This is a genomic window from Marinobacter sp. LQ44 (assembly GCF_001447155.2).
GTDB lineage: Bacteria > Pseudomonadota > Gammaproteobacteria > Pseudomonadales > Oleiphilaceae > Marinobacter.
The window spans coordinates 3,066,294-3,083,649 of sequence record NZ_CP014754.1 but is presented as its reverse complement, the minus strand read 5'-3'; the positions used below and the strand labels follow the sequence as shown (position 1 = coordinate 3,083,649).

The 17,356-nt window shown below is 57.2% G+C and carries 9 protein-coding genes; 7 read left to right on the top strand and 2 right to left on the bottom strand.

The window, feature by feature from the left end:
• Window positions 1-281: 281 nt before the first annotated feature.
• The 7 genes from ASQ50_RS21465 (at window position 282) to ASQ50_RS14035 (ending at window position 13,513) form a co-directional block, all read left to right on the top strand.
• On the top strand, window positions 282-800 hold the full coding sequence (locus ASQ50_RS21465; RefSeq protein WP_058091981.1) for a PEP-CTERM sorting domain-containing protein: 519 nt from the start codon (window positions 282-284) through the stop codon (window positions 798-800).
• A gap of 387 nt (window positions 801-1,187) precedes the next feature.
• Window positions 1,188-2,531: an alkane uptake protein AupA gene (gene aupA, locus ASQ50_RS14060; protein WP_058091982.1), complete on the top strand. Its 1,344-nt coding sequence runs from the start codon at window positions 1,188-1,190 to the stop codon at window positions 2,529-2,531.
• An 11-nt stretch (window positions 2,532-2,542) separates the two neighbouring features.
• A complete protein-coding gene (locus tag ASQ50_RS14055; protein ID WP_058091983.1) occupies window positions 2,543-5,662 on the top strand; it encodes an Ig-like domain-containing protein in 3,120 nt (1,039 codons plus the stop codon).
• Window positions 5,663-5,989: 327 nt separating this feature from the next.
• Entirely contained in the window at window positions 5,990-7,327 is a 1,338-nt protein-coding gene (gene aupA, locus ASQ50_RS14050; protein ID WP_058091984.1) for an alkane uptake protein AupA, read from the top strand.
• 13 nt (window positions 7,328-7,340) lie between these two features.
• Window positions 7,341-10,580, top strand: coding sequence for an Ig-like domain-containing protein (locus tag ASQ50_RS14045; protein ID WP_058091985.1), 3,240 nt, complete (start codon window positions 7,341-7,343; stop codon window positions 10,578-10,580).
• Between the two features lie 154 nt (window positions 10,581-10,734).
• Window positions 10,735-13,029: a molybdopterin oxidoreductase family protein gene (locus ASQ50_RS14040; protein ID WP_058091986.1), complete on the top strand. Its 2,295-nt coding sequence runs from the start codon at window positions 10,735-10,737 to the stop codon at window positions 13,027-13,029.
• Window positions 13,030-13,054: 25 nt separating this feature from the next.
• Window positions 13,055-13,513 (top strand): DUF2489 domain-containing protein, encoded by a 459-nt coding sequence (locus ASQ50_RS14035; protein ID WP_058091987.1) that lies wholly within the window; start codon window positions 13,055-13,057, stop codon window positions 13,511-13,513.
• A 275-nt stretch (window positions 13,514-13,788) separates the two neighbouring features.
• On the opposite strand, the gene ASQ50_RS14030 is transcribed toward ASQ50_RS14035, so the two are convergent.
• Both ASQ50_RS14030 and recG read right to left on the bottom strand, forming a co-directional pair.
• Entirely contained in the window at window positions 13,789-15,159 is a 1,371-nt protein-coding gene (locus ASQ50_RS14030; RefSeq protein ID WP_058091988.1) for an HDOD domain-containing protein, read from the bottom strand.
• A gap of 117 nt (window positions 15,160-15,276) precedes the next feature.
• A complete protein-coding gene (gene recG / locus ASQ50_RS14025) occupies window positions 15,277-17,352 on the bottom strand; it encodes an ATP-dependent DNA helicase RecG (protein WP_058091989.1) in 2,076 nt (691 codons plus the stop codon).
• Between the last annotated feature and the right edge of the window lie 4 nt (window positions 17,353-17,356).

Genomic DNA, 17,356 nt, shown 5'->3' with positions numbered 1-17,356 from the left:
AAGCGTGGCTGGCGCTGACAACCTGCTGGTTGGAGCGTCGTGACAAATCACTAAACAGGCCTGCCTTGCTCAACGTCAGATAACTTTACACACCTGGCACGAACAGAGACAAAAATCTTATATCGATCAATGCCCTGAAACCTTGGCCCACCGCTTGCTTAATCCTCTATGACATCCGTATGGAAACCCGACACTACACGCCCTTGAGGAATGGGTAGTGCAAGATCGATACAGGGTGCCGTTGGTCACCGACAGGTGCTGATCTCAAGGAGTGTGTCATCATGAAAATCAAAACCGTATTATTCAGTGCGTTACTGGCCTTCAGTGTCAGTGGCAGTGCTTTTGCGTACACCATCGCGGGTGGTACAGACGTTGGAGGGGTCGATACGTTTCTCGGCCAAATTGACGGCCTAAGCCCTTCAAACCCGGCCACAGAGGCTACCTGGGCATCAAGTGTTGTGGGCACCACGTTGACGTATGCTGGAAAAACAGAGCCTGCCAATTTTCAGGTAACGCTCGAGGACGCTGGTATCGTCGCGTTTCAGCTGATGACCACACCGTCCTACTTTCTGTTGAAAGACGCCCGCACACACGTTCTGTTCAAGAACGAGCCCAACATGGATTGGGGCGTGTTCCGGCTTCTGGACTACTTCAAGGACAAAGAAGATCTTCAGCTCAGCCATCTGACTGAGTTCAACGGCGGTACCGTTACCGTTCCCGAACCGGGCACGCTGGGCCTTCTTGGTCTTGGCATACTGGGATTGCTGACGGTTCGCCGGAAGCTGCAACGCACTGCATAAACAGCTAGAAACGTTGCCCTCACTTCAAAGCCCTCCTCTTGGGGGGCTTTGTTTTTAGCGACCACGCTGATCCTGGCCCACCATAGAAGTCGCTGTCAGGTTTCTTTACGCATCAAACAGAATTACCGCGCTCACTAACACACGGCTGAAGCCCCAAAATACGTGAAACTCATCACAAAACGGACAACGTGATCGCTCTCGCACTTCTCGGGCTGGCTCGTAAACCCAATGCCAGGCAATAACTTATATCAAGCTTGACCCTCAGACGCCTTTTTACCTGTCACCAAAGCCACACCACGCAATGCTCCGTCCAGCTTATGATCACAGGATAATGATAAATCGGTCACAAGACCGACAAGCGACTAAAAAAAACAACGGAGTATTACAATGCACGGCTTTGATTTCGCAGGTAAGCGGATTCTCTGCGCCTCTGTTTCGGCGATCAGTCTATCCCTGTCGTTACCCGTGTTTGCCAGCATGGGAAACCTTGGCACAACCTATGGCGTGATGCCCAGTGACATAGCCTCAGCACAGGCACTGTCGATGTTTAATACACAAGTGTCTGCCACCTATTACAACCCAGCCTATCTGACCAAGGACCCCCGGGGTGAGCTCACCGCCGGCCTGCTGCATGCCGAGCAGGAGCTGCGCGCCAGCAGCCCCACTCGGGATGGTGATGTGGTGTCCAACTCCCCAAGCCAGCACGTACTGGTTGGCATGAAAACCAATCTGGGCTCGCTGACTCGTTTCGGCCATCCGCTGTATCTGGGCTTTGTGGCGGGCGTTGAGAAATACGGAAAGGAAATGCTGGCGTTTGAATCGGAAACCTCGGAAGACGGCCAGTTTCTGCAATACGGCCGCGAGCCTCTGTTCCTGAACATCGGTGGGGCAACCAAGATCTGGCGCGGAATTGATGCAGGTGTGGCCGCACGGATTACCCTTCAGGCTGAAGCCAGCCTCGACGCACGCTCTACGCTCGCCGGAGAGACCAGCCAGGAACGGCTGGGGGTGAGCGCAAAACCGTCTATCAAAGGCATTGCCAGCGTCAACGTCGATCTTGGTGAAACGATCTGCCCGGAGCAGGCGTGCATCGTTAGCGGCTTCGAGACGGCCCTCGCCTATCGCGCTCGCTCCAATACCAAAACCACGGTGGACGCCAATGTGGTGGTGCCCCAGGTGATTCCCGAGCCGGGATTGCCTCTGGCTGTCTCCACCATTGACTCCTTCCAGCCCGAGATCATTGCTTTCGGCCTGCATTACCGGGGTGATGGCTGGCGTGTTGGAGCCAGTCTCGAACATCAGAAGTGGTCGGAACTTGAAGATGTCTTCGCCAATGACACCATCAAGAATCAAAGCGGTGTCAGTGAAGGGTTGAGAATGTCTTTTGACGACATTCTCGTCCCCAGAATTGGCGGTGAATACCAGCTTACCAGAGCCTTTGCTGTCACCGCGGGCGTTTCTTATGAAGAATCGCCCCTTCGCAGCACCCAGAATCCGGAGGTCAACTACTTCGACAACGACAAGATCGTAGTGGGTCTGGGCGTCAGCGCTGAATACGAGCGCACTCGCCTGTTTGCCTATGCGGTCCGGTTTGATCTCGGCTACCAGTACCAGCAACTGCAGAAGCGGGATTTTCAGGTAACCCCGTTTGGTAGCGAAACCGCCAATGAAACCGTCGAAACCGATGGCGACGTGCACGTTGTCGCGGGCTCTGTGACCTTCAAGTTCTGACGAGGTGTAGTATGAAGCGTTCCATTCTGGCAATGGCCCTGGTCACGTCTGTTGTTGCAGGCTGCGGCAGGGACGAGCAAACCGTCAACAGATCAGAGATTGCAAAAGCCGACCTGTATTTCAGCTACCCCATGGCGGGGCAAGCGGCAGTCGCCACCAGCACCCCCATTTTCCTGCGCTTTACCCAGGGTATCGCCACTCCGGAAGCTGAACTCGCTGCAAGCCTTCAGTTGAAAAGTGAGCACGGTGACACTGTTACACTGACCGACGCGAAGATGACCTCAGAGAACCGGGGGCTTGCGGTGCGGCCTGCACAGGCGCTGTTACCCGGTACCCGTTATACGCTGATCAATACGGATCTGAGGGTGGGCGGTGATGTGGTGACGCTGCCTGATGGCGGCATTGAATTCACCACCGCGCCAGCCACTACAGGCCCGTTATTGGACCAGGCCGAAGGCACTGGCTTTGACCTGGCTCGGGTTATTCCTGCTGGCAATGATCGGTACCCTGCAACGGACATGTCGACCCTGCGGATTCAGTTTACCGAACCGGTGGATGAACAAACCGTCCGTTACGGGGACACCATTGCATTGCTGGATGGCCAGGATGAAACCGTTGCAGCACAGCTGTATATCAGTGGTCACCGAGTCACGGTTGACCCTGAATCAGATCTGGACCCAAGCCAGACCTACTCCCTGCACCTGAGTGACGACATTCGCAGCATGCTGGCACAGGCATCGTTGAACCTTTCAGACGATACCCCCCTGACCTTCCAGCCGCTCGATTCCCGTTCACCCAAGGGTGAGCGAGAACGGATGCCACAAACCGCAACAACCACGCTGGGAGACCTTTCACTGTCCGGGGAGGGATTCAACTCCGTGGGCCTGCGTTCAATTCTTTTGGGGCAGGACAACAGTACCCGTGCGCAGGGAACCGTCTTCGCAGAGCTGGGCTACATACCGCGGTTTGATGCCAACAAACAGAGCGTACCGCTGCGGATTGATCGGGGCACCCTGATGACCGGCTCCAATGTGGATGTCAACGTGGCGGGCGCCCTGCCCGCAGGTTTTTCATCAGAGGCAATAGAAGTGCGCTTCCTGTCAGATGCCAATGGTTTTCTGATGGCGAACCCCTACACCGATGATGAGAATGCGCCACGGATGGTTGAGCTCTTTATCGACATGGCGCTCATTACCGGCAACACCGTTGCCAATGCTGCGTTGGCCCAGGAACTTCTGCACGTGCATCTGGTTGGTACCGCCATTGTGGAGCAAGGCACCCTGACCATCGAAGCGGTTGGCGTAATCGAGCCAGACGTTATGGGCGTGGATGTGGCATCCGGTCTGATTTCTTTCCGGCTTGAAGGCTATCGGAACCCAAATGATGCGCCTAAGGCAGAGAACTTTGCCGATACTCAGGCACCGTTCATCAAAAGCTGGGTACCTGGCGACGATTACGCCGATACATTGCGCCCCGGCGACCCGTTAATCGTCTACTTTTCGGAACCTGTACTGCCGGGAACCATTAATCAAGACACTGTTAAACTGTTTGGGGGCGGTAACGAGCTTGCCGCCGAACGTTCTCTGAACGGGTCGGTCCTGATTATTCAGCCTGAAGTAGCACTTGCTCATGGCACCGAGTACAGCTTGATTCTCGAGAACATCAAGGACACAGCCGGGCTCAGCCTTGGCTCTACCACTCTGAATTTCAACCTTGCGCCGACACTGCCGGGAACCCCAGGGGATCAATCACCGCTGGTGCTGGCGACCATGCCCGGCTTCCCTTGCACCAAAACCGCGATCAACCTGAGCCAGGGCCATCAAGGCCGATGCGCAGGTGGCAAGACAACGGACGACCTGCTGCCGATTCCCGAGCACGCAAGTCATAAGCCTCTGGTGGTCCGATTTTCACAGAACATCGACCCAGACACCCTGATTCCAGGCACCGGCTTCTCTCTGGAGGCATTCCAGGATGGCATCTGGGTTTCAGTACCTGTCGGCGAATACGATGTTACCCGCACGCCTCGCAGTCTGGTTATTACGCCAGTCGTAGGCTGGGAACCTGGAGTTCAGTATCGTTATACCTTGAACAGCAACGAAGCCATCCGCTCTGTTTCGGGCCTTCCGTTGCAGACCGAACTGCTTACCCAGGGCACACGGAATCGAAACAATCGAACCTTTGGTGGACAGGCCCTGGTAAATCATTTCATTGCAACGGCAGAGACGTCGCAAACCGTCAGTTTGCCTTTGCGTAATCTGCCAACCGCAGATGCCAACTCTGACCTGACCTACCAGAAGGGAACCGAGCAAGGTGCCACAGGTGATGAAACGACCGGTAATTCGGCGGGGCTGAGGGCAACGGGCGTTTCACCGCTGAACAGCACAACCGTTGTAACTGATGCGAATATTGGCTGCCAGGTTGGTTTGGACTGTGCCAGCGACCAATCCATTTATCTTACCGCGATGCTCGATACATTGGTCTATGGCAGCCCCCAGGCTAATGACGGCGATAACGGACCAATAATCCCAGTTGATATCTACCCGTCGATATTGGCGACAACCTCCAGCAGTGTTTGGGTCCGGATTGACACCAGCTTTATCGATGCCTTCCCGGATTTCATACTGAGCGTCGACCTGAGTCCGAACGAAGAGATCCCCACCGGCCCGATGCTGATGCGCATCCGATACGATAACGACAGCGAAGCCGGTCGAACTCCACCCAAAGGTTTCATTTCCAACGACGAGAGCGGGCAACTGACGTTTGAGACTTCGCTAAACGTTTACCTGGATGCGCCCTACTTGAACCCGAGCATTGGGCCGGCCAACTTGACTCACAACCTGCGCAGTTATGAAATCAACAACCTGAGACTAAGAGGCCCTGTCTCCTTCCTTGACGATGGCCGAATGCAGATATCGTTGAGCAACACAGACCCTGTACCCATTAACGTGGACGCCCGAGGTAATATCGAAATCACCGGCCAGAACACTGGCGGTCTCTGCGGGCTCTGGCCGTTTACCTACATCTGTGGAGGCATCGCCAATGTCGCGGTTGATGCCAACAGCCGGATTCATCTGGAAATCCCGCCAGGCAAACTGAACCTGAACTACTTGTCCCCCTATACCCAGAAATAAGCGCCAGCCCGCTCAAGCAAGCGGGCTATCCCCACCAAACCTTCCTTATGGCCAGCCACCCGCTGGCCTTTTTTATACAAAGCGTCGCATTCATTCACAAATCCCCAACAAACCTGACCCGAATTGATCTACACAGACCTCTGCTTTTGTCTAACCATGTAAGTGGGAAATTGTGTGTTCAAATCGACGTAAATTTACGTCATCCGGGCCAACGTCCTAAAAAGACAAGCGGGCTAGTATCCAGTATAGAGGTGTAGATACGAAAACGGCTCGCATGATCGCCGGCGCATGAACACCTGAATGACAAAAATAAAAGGAGCTTTACACATGATAGGTTCTCACCGCTTTGCCCTGCGGGCTCTGTCCCTGGCCATTGTCACAACAACTGCCGGCCTTTCTTTCAATGCTCACGCCAGTATGGGCAACCTGGGTACCAGCTACGGCGTAATGCCCGTCGACGTGGGCACTGCTCAATCGCTCTCCATGTTCAACGATCAGGTGTCCGCGACTTACTACAACCCCGCGTCACTGACCAGTGACCAGCGCGGCGAGCTGACAGGCGGCATACTCCATGCAGAGCAGGAGTTGCGTTCGAAGAACCCCAATGCCGACGGCGACATTGTCTCCAGCTCGCCCAGCCAGCACGTGCTGATCGGCATGAAAACCAATCTGGGCTCACTGACCCGTTTCAAGCATCCGATCTACCTGGGCTTCGTGGCCGGCGTGGAGAAATACGGCAAGGAAATGCTGGCCTTCGGCTCCGAAACCAGCGAAACCGGTCAGTACCTTCAGTATGGCCGTGAACCTCTGTTCCTGAATATCGGCGGCGCCACTCCGATTTGGCGCGGTATTTCCGTCGGCGCTTCGGTCAGAATCACTCTGGAAGCCACCGCCAACCTGGATGCGGTTTCCACCCTCGGTGGCGAAACCAGCCGTGAGCGCCTGGCGGTCAGCGCAGAGCCTTCCATGAAAACCATTCTGGGCACCCGTGTCGATCTGGGCAGCACCTTCTGCCCGGACAGCAACTGCTTCCTGGATGGCTGGGAGACCGCGTTCACCTATCGCACCAAGTCATCGGCCTCCACCACCGTGGACTCCAACATCATCGTTACCCAGACCATTCCAGACCCGGGCCTGAGCCTGGCGGTGACCACCATCGACTCCTTCCAGCCGGAAACCTTCGCTATTGGCACACAGTATGTCGGCGACGGTTGGCGAGTGGGCGGCAGTATCGAGCAGCAGAACTGGTCGGAACTCGAAGATATTTTCGCCAGCGACACGATCAAGGACCAGAGCTCTGTTGCTCCAGGCAACCGTATCCAGTTTGACGATATCCTCATTCCCCGCCTCGGCGGCGAATATCAGTTGAACAAGAACTTCGCGGTACGAGGTGGTGTTGCCTATGAAGAATCACCGCTGAAAACGACGCGTAATCCCGAACTCAACTACCTGGACACCGACAAAATCATCGTTGGCCTTGGCATCAGCGCCACCTATGACCGGACCCGCCTGTTGGCTTACCCGGTGCGACTGGACCTGGGCTATCAGTATCAGCAACTGCAGAAACGCGATTTCACGCTGGTCGACTTTGATGGCAATGAAACCGATGTGACAGCAGACGGTGACGTTCACGTCGTCAGCGGCTCCATCACCCTGAAGTTCTGAGGAGAGGAAGGCCATGAAATACAATAAGACACTGGCACTCGTTCCCGCAATTCTGCTCGCCGCCTGCGGCGGCAGTGATGAACAGACCATGAGTGAGCGCTCCGCGCCCGGTTCTGTGGTGTATTCTTTCCCGATGGACGGACAAGCCGATGTGAGTCCGAAAACCGAGCTGGTACTGCGATTCTCACATGCGATTACCGATGATGAAGCCACACTCCGTGAGAAAATCCGCGTCAGTTCTGGCGATACTTCTCAGGACTTTACCGTCGAGAAAATCGACGGTGGCAAAAGCCTGAAGCTCCAGCCCACTGGCAGGTTAGATATCCTGACCCGCTATTCCGTCACCTTCGAACAGCCGCTGGCAGCGGAGGGCGGTCGCACCGTCGCTACCCCTAATGCGGTCGGCGAACCGGGTATCCAGTTCGACACCCGGGGTGACTTTACCGCTATCGCCAACCTGACCAACACCGACGAAACCTTCCGGGTGGCCTGGCAGGTGCCGGATCAGGGAAGCGCCTTCCAGGCCATGAACTTCTCCACCTTTCGCCTGGCCATGACCCACCCTGTCCATCCGGACTGGAAAAAACTTGGCGGCACCATTGAGCTGCTGAATTCAGATAACCAGACGGTGCCGGCCACCGTTCTGGTCAAAGGCAACCGCATTACGGTTGATCCCTGCGTCACAGCAGATCCGAAAGACTGCGGCAGCAAGGCCGATGTTCTCGAAGCCGGCCAGACTTACACACTCAAACTCAACAACCTGGCCAGCCTCACCAACGGCCCGGAGGGTGACCGCTTCAGCCAGGAATTCAGCTTCCAGCCCCGCGACACCGGCCCAACCGTGGTGCTTCAGCAGGCGGCAGTGGATTCCGGGCTCGCGCAAGGGGCATCCGAGGAGTCTGCCCAGCGATCAATCCTCAATGGCCAGATCATTAACGGCGTTACCCTGAACTCGGTGCTTCAAGGCGTAGCAGGCCCGTCACAGCAAACCGGCGATCTGTTCGCGGAGCTGGCCTATGCCCCCGCCTTCAGGGCGGATGAGGCCCTGCCCCTGCGAGTGCCCAAGGGCAGCGTTCTGAACAGCACCAGCCTGGATGTGCTGATCGGCGGTGCGGTGCCGATCCTGAATGCGGACTCCGGACAACTGCAGACCACCGGTAACATCAAGGTCACCATGTTGTCGGATGCCTCCGGTTACCTCAGCCCGAACCCCTACACTGACAACCAGAATGCCCCGCGCCACATTACCCTGTTTATGGACGTTTCCATGAACACTGAGGAAGCGCAGCCCAATGCCTCGCTTTCACAGGATCTGATGGGTGTGGAGCTGCGAGGGATTGCACTTGTACAAAATGGCATACTGACCATCGACGCCATCGGCATGGTCGAGCCCAACCTGCTGGGCCAGGAGTTTACCGATTCCACTATTGCCTTCCACTTGCAGGCCGCCACAGACGTGGATTCAGTCCTGGATGCAGAAACGCTGCGGGAGCTGGACACCACACCGCCGCAACTGGTGAGCTGGATGCCAGGCCCTGAGAACGCCACCCCATCTACCCGGCAATCGATGCAGCGGCCGGGTGATCCAGTGATTCTGTTCTTTGACGAACCACTGGATGCCGAATCTATTAGCAACGGGGTAACGCTCAAAGCCGACGGAACACCCGTCGCCTTCGATCACAGTCTTGATGGTACCGCTCTGGTGCTTAATCCTGAGGGTGGTCTTGAACACGGAGTTCCTTACTCTGTAGAAGTGAACGGCCTCACTGACCTTGCGGGCAACCCTGTGGCACTCGCGCCACTGAATTTTACTCTTGAAGCTTTGGATGACCCCGAGACCACTGTTGAGTTTGTCTCACCGATTGCCCTGACCACCTACCCCGGCTATCCCTGTGCCACTACACCCGTTGATCTTGATTCAGCTAACCCGAATCACGGCCAATGTCTGGACGCAGCGCCCGACGGCCCGGCTGGTCAGATATTACCGATTACAACCATGCCTGAGGATCGGCCGATTACGGTCGTATTCTCTCAGTCCATGAACTTGGACAGCATCCGTTTAGGTGACACTTTCAAAGTGGAAAAACGCGGCGAAGCCGGCGACTTTGCGGAAGTCGCCGGTCGACTGGAAAAGAACAATCAGCGCATACGGTTCTATCCCGATGAAGGTTGGGAGCCCGGCAGCTATTACCGTTACACCATGGCGTCTGCCACTGGCATGAATTGCGAGTCTGCGATCTGCTCAGAGCAGGGCTATCCGCTGCAAACCGACGTTCTGGTTGACCCCGAGGATGTTGGTGGCCCGAATATGGAGATCTATTTCCAGGGTACAGAAGCGGTTAATACTGTGTTCACACCGCTTCGTAACCTGCCCGTGCGAGACACCAACTCCAACTATGTGATTGACTGCACCTCGCCCGGCGCGACCGATTGCCTGGAGCCCTTCGCACATGAAGTCGATGAAGCAAATGGCGGCTTCCTGCCCTCGGCAAACGCTGCCAAGTTGGGTGTTATTGGCAATCAGGCCAGCGCACTCGGTATTCCAGTGGGTGCCAGCGTTGGCTGCTCAGCCTCGGAGGAGTGTCCGGAGAACAAATTCATTTATCAGACCTACGGTCTTAATACCGAAATCGTGGGAACGGTAGTATTGAATGAGGAGACCGGCGAGGAAGCTATTCGGGTTCTGCTGTATCCGACCATGCTGGCCACAACCTCCGCAAGCGTGTTCCTGGATGGCTTCGGAGAACAGGCAACCGGCCCGCAGATTCTGCGCATGACCTACGGCGAGCCCACCGAAGACAACCCGATGGGGCTGGTTGAGGGTTTGATTGTTGAGGGCGAAGACGGACAGCCCACGTTCATGACGACGGCGGATCTGACCCTGGACGCGCCGAATCTGTCGCTGCCGCTCGCGCAGGCGCTCTCGCATGACCTTTATAGCAAGCCGTTGTCCCTGGAATTGGATGGCCCGATCGTGTTCTTTGATGATGGACGTATGCAGGTGGAGCAGAGAAACAAGAATGCTCCCCTTATCAATGTTAATGTCAATGTTGAGATCCCTCTTGTCGGAGGCTTCCTGAGCTACGCCGCGTGTGTAGAAGCGAGAGGGTTCGAGGGAATATTCTCTTGCATCGCTGACTCGTCAACGGGCGTAGATAGAGGAGACATATCCATTCCTCTGGAAATTCCCTCGCAAGGCGTCTACCTGAACTTCATCTCCAACCCGGTAAAGGAAATACCGGCTCAGCGTTAACCCAGGCCCCTGCCTGATAAGGCCAGTCTCCGGACTGGCCTTTTTTATGAACAAAGGTCAGCTGTCCTTTGCCATCCGTTCTTTTATCTGGCGGCCATTTCCTGATAATCTGGTTGCAACTTGAAACCTAAAACAACAATTCCGGGAGAGCCCCATGCAAAACGGCACACACTACCGTACCTGTCATCTTTGTGAGGCCATGTGTGGCGTCGCCATTGAGGTGAAAGAGGGCAAGATTGCCTCCATCAAGGGTGACGAGCAGGACCCGCTCAGCCAGGGCCATATCTGCCCGAAAGCTGTGGCCTTGCAGGATTTGCATGAGGATACCGAGCGTCTGCGCAAGCCGATCCGTAAAACCGCCGACGGCTGGCAGGAGATGTCCTGGGATGAAGCCTTTGACCTGGTGGCCGAGCGGCTCACAGACGTTCGTAAACGCCACGGCCGCAACAGCATCGGCGTTTACCTGGGCAACCCCAATGTACATAACCACGGCACCTTGATGACCACCATGCCGTTTTTGCATGCCATTGGCACCCAGAACCGGTTCTCGGCCACCTCCAACGACCAGCTTCCGCATATGCTGGCCAGCCTGGAAATGTTCGGGCACCAGATCCTGTTCCCGATTCCGGACATCGACAACACCGACCTGTTCATCTGCATTGGCGGCAACCCGATGGCTTCCAATGGCAGCCTGATGACGGTGCCGGACGTACGCGGGCGGATCAAAGCCCTGAAACAGCGCGGCGGCAAGCTGGTTGTGATCGACCCCCGCCGCACGGAAACCGCCAAACTCGCGGACCAGTTCCACTTTGTTCGCCCCGGCACTGATGCCCTGCTGCTGATGGCCATGGTACATACCCTGTTTGCGGAAAACCTGGTCAATGCCGGTGCGGCGGAGCGGCTGGTGAAAGATATGGACCTGCTGCGGTTGGCTGCGCTGGGATTCAGCCCCGAGGCTGTCTCGGACGCCACAGGCATTTCTGCCAAGGACATTCGTCAATTGGCCAGGGATCTGGCAAACACCCGCAAGGCCGCTCTGTATACCCGCATGGGCACCAGCACCCAGGCGTTCGGCGCCACCACTACCTGGCTGGCCTACTGCCTCAACATCCTGACCGGCAAACTGGATATTCCGGGCGGTGTTCTGTTTACCCAACCCGCTGTTGATCTGGTGGCGCTGGGTGCCCTGTCCGGCCAGAATGGGCACTTTGCCAAGCGACACAGCCGGGTTCGCGGGTTGCCGGAGTTTGCCGGCGAGTACCCGTCCAGCACCATGGCCGACGAAATGCTCACCCCCGGCGACGGGCAGATCCGTGCATTCGTAACCGTTGCCGGGAACCCGGTTCTGTCGAACCCTAACGGCCAACGGCTGGACGAGGCCCTCGAAGGTCTCGAGTTTATGGTGTCGGTGGATTACTACCTGAACGAAACCACCCGGCACGCCGACGTGATACTGCCGCCCACCGCCGCGCTTGAACGCAGCCATTACGATCTGATTTTCAGCATGTTTGCTGTGCGTAACGTGGCCAAATACAGTGAAGCCCTGTTTGAGCCGGTACCCGACGCCCGCCACGACTGGCAGATCCTTCTGGAATTGGCCCACCGCCTGGAAAAAGCCCGCAAAGGCGGACGGTTGCCGCTACGCTCCGAGCTGGGCTGGAAGGCATTCAAAGCCCTGGGGCCAGACCCGATTCTGGACGCGATGCTGCGTACCGGCCCCTACGGTGCCAACCTGGGCAAAGCAGGCAAGCTGATTCAGCCGGCACTGGACCTGGCCATTGACAGCTTGCCCAAGCGCCACCCGCTGAAGGGCCTGGCCAAACTCAGCCCACTGAATCGACGTTGGCAGGATTTACCCAAGGGTTTGTCATTGTCACTGCTGAAAGACTATCCCAGCGGCGTTGATCTCGGCCCCCTGCAACCCTCGCTGCCAGAGCGCCTGTATACCCGGGATGGCAAGATACAGCTGGCACCACGCCGATACCTTGCCGATGTGGAGCGACTGAAAGCCTTGCTGGAGCATGGCAAAACCAATGACTTGCAGCTGATCGGCCGGCGCCATGTGCGCAGTAATAACTCCTGGATGCACAACAGTCAGCGCCTGGTGAAAGGCAAAAGCCGTTGTACGATGATGATACACCCGGCCGATGCCAAGGCCCGTGGGCTGGCTGATGGCCAGCAGGCGGAAATCGGCTCCGGTGGCCGATCGGTAGTCCTGCCTGTGGAAGTGACCGAAGATATCATGCCCGGCGTGGTGTCCATCCCCCATGGTTGGGGGCATCATCGCCCGGGCACCGGCCAGTCCACGGCAGCGGCCCATGCTGGCGCCAGCATCAACGATGTGCTGAACGACGCCGATGTGGACCCGGTTTCCGGCACCTCCGTGTTGAATGGGCAGGTAGTGAGTGTCAAAGTCTGGCAAACTGAGGCGCAACGCAAGCAGGCCTGAACCATTCACTACAGGGAGACACATCATGCCCAGAGGGCTCCAGCTGGTCATCATCGTTCTTGGCCTGGCGGCCATCGGCATTCTGCTGTTCTACATCTGGCGCCAGGCCAGGGCGATTTCGGAACATCGGTTGCGCCAGAAGAAGTCTGAGGAGTTCCGGGCCAAACGCCGGGACGAGATGATCGAGAGCATCCGGATTATTGCTATGGCGGTCGAGGAAGACCAGGTGGAGTACTCCGAGGCGTGCCTTCGGCTGAAAGGTCTGTTGGACCACGTTGCCCCGGACCTGCTGGAAAAATCGCCGTTCCGGGTATTTCAGGAGGTTCACGACAAGATTCAGCACATGCCGACTCACCGGGCCCGGCAGGCCACCGACACCCGGTTTGTCGAGAAGATGGATAAAGAGCGCCATGCCGTCGAACAGGCTCATTCAGACGAGGTGCGCCGGGCCGCAACCGCCATAAGGCATCATCGTTTCGATTGAGCAGCCCCATTTTGTAATTTTTTGTAACCGGAATCCGGGAACCCAGAATAATATCGCAAAGCAAATCAACGGTTTTGCTTTGCGTGAAAACCTGACGTTGCGCTCATGGATTGCGAAACAGGGTTCAGTGCTTTCCTTTTCTCGCAGCTTGTCTAACTTTAAACAAGGACGCTGCTCCCATGCATCCGGGGCAGAAACCTGTGTTGTTTTCTCCTGATAAGTTTGGACGACTCTGCAAAGCGGTTGAATTCGCCGGCCTCTCAAGGCCGGCTTTTTTACGAGCCCTGGCCCATCATGCCGGCCATGGCCATAATGCTGTCTTTGCTGTTGACCAGTTCATCGAACTGTTCCTCCACAGCCTCGCGATCCAGACCCAGCTCCTCGTATACGGAAGCGTCAGCCAGCTTTCCCGCCCCAAGGGCCACCCCTCGCTCCGTCAGCAACTGACGCCCCAGCCAAAGCAATCGGGCGTAATCGCTGTGGGGGCCATCGTAGGAGGGATTCTTTTGATAGCGAATAGCTAGGGTTACTTCGTCCGGCATACCCCAGTTTTCCATCAGCTGGGCGGAGATCTGCTCACGGGTGATGCCCAGCAGGTAATGCTCGATCACGCTGGAATCGATATGCGGGTTCACTTCCAGGGAGCGGCAAACCAGCTTGAAATGGGGAGGAAACACCTGGGCCAGCACCAGGTGGCCAAAGTTGTGCAGCAAGCCCGCCAGATACGCCAGGCCAAACATGGGGCGCCGGCCCCTGGGCATCATGCTCGCCAGAATGCCAGCCGATTGGGCCTGCCAGATGGCCTGCTGCCAGTAATCCACGTAGCCATCCGGATGGTCTTTCGGGTGTTTGAGTGCCCGCCCCAGGGCCAGGCCCATGGCAAGGTTCATCACCAGATCAAAGCCCAGCACCCGCGACACCGCATCGTGAACTGAGCGCACCTGCCCCGCTGCGGCATAAAACGAGGACGAGGCCCAGCTTACTACCTGGGCTGCCAGGCTGGGATCACTCTCTACCACATCCACAAGGTCACCCATCACCGCGTTCGGGTTTACCCGAAGGTGAATAATGCGCTGGGCGGTCTCAGGCAGTGGCGGCAATTCCAGGGTATCCTCCAGCCGTTGCTGAATGCGCAGGCCGGTAAATTTTTTCAGCGCAGAATGCAATTGGTCCCGATCAGCACCGTGATTGTCGAGATTCACAGAAATGGTGCTGGTATCCACTGCAAAGTCATGGCGTTCGGCCTTGGCTGTCAGTTGGTGAAAATCCACCGCTGGCATCATGATTGCCAGCTTTTCATCCGCCAATTCCAGGGCCACGGATTCCAGTTCGTCCACCCGTTGGTCGACCACGGTCGGCCAACCGGTCAATGATGGCAAGGCAGGCAGTTCCTGCAGCCCTGAGCGCTGGCGCACCCGGACCTGCTCGCGACGCTGCATCATTCTCAGATCACGGCCAAGCTGTTTGTTCAGCGCTTCCAGATCCAGCAAATCATCCCGCCGGCAAATAGCCTGCAGGTTACCCTCGCTGTCGTTCAGCAGCACCATACGCAACAAGTGCTGCGGCTGAACCTGGTTCGCGTTTCTCAGCGACACCCCTGCGGCGCTGTCGCCAAGCGCTTGCTGAACCGAAACAGGGAGCTCCATAGCTTTCTCCAAAAGAAGGTTTGATACCTATTTGGCTGCATTGTGCAGCTAATTTCAAGCAAACTCTGGGCAGAAAGTGGGCCAAGCCACAATGTACCAACAGAGTATGTTTCGGCCTCACACCTCGCCGTACCGAATATTCTCACCGAGCCACCGCCTGATCAGAGCGGATACTATCGCTGGCTGTCGCATGAGCGCCGGCGCCATCGCCTTGACCGGTTCAATCCAGCCTTTGTCCCGTTCAAAGTCCGCAAGCCTGAACTGCATCAGGCCTGTCTGGCGGGTACCCAGAACTTCACCCGGGCCACGAATCTCGAGGTCTTTCTCGGCAATAAAGAAACCGTCCTGGCTGTCTCTGAGCGCCTGCAACCGTGCTTTTCCGTTATTCGACAACGGCGGGTGGTACATCAATACACAGAAACTGGCCTGTTCCCCCCGGCCCACACGCCCCCTCAGCTGATGCAGTTGCGCCAACCCGAGGCGCTCTGGGTTCTCAATGATGATCAGCGACGCATTGGGCACATCAACCCCCACCTCAATCACGGTGGTGGCTACCAGCAAATCCAGTTCGCCGTCTTTGAAGCGCTCCATTACGCCGGCCTTATCTACGGCTTTGAGCCGGCCGTGGACCAATCCGATTTTCAGATCCGGTAATCGTTCCGCCAGTTCCTGCGCGGTCACCTCCGCGGCTTGGCACTGCAGCGCTTCGGATTCCTCAATCAGCGTGCACACCCAATACGCCTGACGACCTTGACGGCAGGCGGTGCGCACCCGTTCAACAATATCATTACGGCGGGTATCCGGCAGCACAACGGTTTCTATCGGCTTCCGGCCGGGCGGCAGTTCGTCAATCACTGAGGTGTCCAGGTCGGCGTAAGCGCTCATGGCCAGGGTTCGGGGGATCGGTGTTGCGGTCATGATCAACTGATGGGGGGCCAACTGACCGCCGACGCCCTTCTCACGAAGCGCCAGGCGCTGGTGCACACCAAAACGGTGTTGTTCATCAACAATCACCAGGGCCAGACGATGGAACTGGACCTCGTCCTGGAACAGCGCATGGGTGCCGATGGCCACCTGCGCCTGGCCCGAGGCAACCGCTGCCAGCGCCTCCTGCCGGGCCTTGCCCTTGACCTTGCCAGACAACCAGGCAAGCTCAATTCCTAAAGGGGCAAGCCAACCCTGGAAGTTCCGGAAATGCTGCTCGGCCAGAATCTCGGTCGGTGCCATCAGTGCTACCTGGGCACCCGAACCAATGGCTTGTAGTGCTGCCAGAGCCGCCACCACGGTCTTGCCCGAGCCAACATCCCCCTGGACCAGGCGCAGCATGGGCACCCGCTGACTGAGATCTTGCCGGATCTCCTTCATCACCTGCTTCTGGGCGCCAGTCAGGCTGAACGGGAGTTGCTCCAGAAACTGCTCTGGCAAGTCACCGTTTGGCAACAGTGGTAGCGCCGCCCGGGCCTGAATCTGCTCACGCACCTGCAGCAGGCTGAGTTGATGGGCCAGCAATTCCTCCATCACCAGGCGCTGCTGGGCCGGGTGTCGACCCTCCATCAGCAGATGCACCGGGGCATTGGCAGGCGGGGAGTGCACCAGTTTGACCGCTTCGGAAATACCCGGCAGCTGGTAATCAGACAACAACGATGGCGGCAACCAGTCCTTGATCGGGAAACGGGCCAGGTACCCCAGGGCCTGCTGGCACAGGCCTCGCACCCGGGGCTGCTGAATGCCCTCGGTCAGTGGATAGACCGGAGTCAGTGTCGCCTCACCAGCAGCTGGCATGGGTGGTGGATTGACCTGGTACTCGGGGTGATAGAACTCATAACCGGCCCGGCCGGGGCGAACCTCGCCGAAACAACGAACCCGAGCGCCTTCCGTCAGCTGATTTTTCTGAGCCGCGTTAAAGTGGAAGAACCGCATCACCAGAAAACCACTGTCATCGCGCAGGGTAACCTGAAGCGATCGACGGCGCCCCATGACCAGGTCGGCCTTCATGACTTCGCCTTCAACCACCGCAATGTCGCCGATACGCAAACTGCCCATGGGGACAACGCGGGTTCGGTCTTCGTAGCGATAGGGCAGATGAAACAGGAGGTCCTGAATGGAATGGATACCCAGCTTGGCGAGTGTTCCCGCGAGGGCGCTTCCTACGCCCTTGAGCTGGGTAACGGAAATGTCGTCCAGTGACGTCATAACA

Bases quoted from the DNA above. Each gene is read 5' to 3' on its own strand.
- ASQ50_RS21465 (WP_058091981.1), top strand. From the start codon at position 282: ATGAAAATCAAAACCGTATTATTCAGTGCGTTACTGGCCTTCAGTGTC.
- aupA (WP_058091982.1), top strand. From the start codon at position 1,188: ATGCACGGCTTTGATTTCGCAGGTAAGCGGATTCTCTGCGCCTCTGTT.
- ASQ50_RS14055 (WP_058091983.1), top strand. From the start codon at position 2,543: ATGAAGCGTTCCATTCTGGCAATGGCCCTGGTCACGTCTGTTGTTGCA.
- aupA (WP_058091984.1), top strand. From the start codon at position 5,990: ATGATAGGTTCTCACCGCTTTGCCCTGCGGGCTCTGTCCCTGGCCATT.
- ASQ50_RS14045 (WP_058091985.1), top strand. From the start codon at position 7,341: ATGAAATACAATAAGACACTGGCACTCGTTCCCGCAATTCTGCTCGCC.
- ASQ50_RS14040 (WP_058091986.1), top strand. From the start codon at position 10,735: ATGCAAAACGGCACACACTACCGTACCTGTCATCTTTGTGAGGCCATG.
- ASQ50_RS14035 (WP_058091987.1), top strand. From the start codon at position 13,055: ATGCCCAGAGGGCTCCAGCTGGTCATCATCGTTCTTGGCCTGGCGGCC.
- ASQ50_RS14030 (WP_058091988.1), bottom strand. From the start codon at position 15,159: ATGGAGCTCCCTGTTTCGGTTCAGCAAGCGCTTGGCGACAGCGCCGCA.
- recG (WP_058091989.1), bottom strand. From the start codon at position 17,352: ATGACGTCACTGGACGACATTTCCGTTACCCAGCTCAAGGGCGTAGGA.